Below are 468 nucleotides of genomic sequence, written 5' to 3' on the forward strand. Positions count from 1 at the left end.
ATGGTGTAGGCCCGCTTGAAGTCGCCGAAGGCGAGGGCATTCGCGTCTGCCGCGATATCCGGCATGTCCTCGTTCTCGGTAATGCCGTAGCCGAGCAGGCTGGACGGCTGGCCGACTTCAAGGCCAGGGCGCCACAGGTAGTTCCCCTCGCTGTCCTTGAGCTTGCGGACGTAGGCAACCGTCAGGTTGTTCATCATCCAGGTGCCAGCACGGCGATAGCCCGCCTTGACCGCTTGCACCAAGTCGATGAGGTTGTCTCCGCTGAAGGCGGCGGCGTTGCCACTTACCAGGCGCTGCAGAGTGCCGTAAGGACGGGTCTTGTCGCCAGCCGCGGCGAAGGGATAAGCCAACAGGCCCTTGGGCTTGTTGACGCCATCGCCCAGCAGGAATGCGGCGCCCTCCTTCTCGGAGAATTCCCGGCCGACTTCGCTGTTCAACCAGCCCTCAACATCGAAGAACATATCGTCG

General features: G+C 62.4%; 1 protein-coding gene. It reads right to left on the reverse strand.

Annotation, left to right across the window (positions count from 1 at the left end):
* The coding region (locus tag C1638_RS22090; RefSeq protein ID WP_109624087.1) for a phage major capsid protein at window positions 1–468 on the reverse strand (468 nt) is incomplete at both ends.

This window comes from Chryseobacterium oncorhynchi, assembly GCF_002899895.1.
Taxonomy (GTDB): domain Bacteria; phylum Bacteroidota; class Bacteroidia; order Flavobacteriales; family Weeksellaceae; genus Chryseobacterium; species Chryseobacterium oncorhynchi.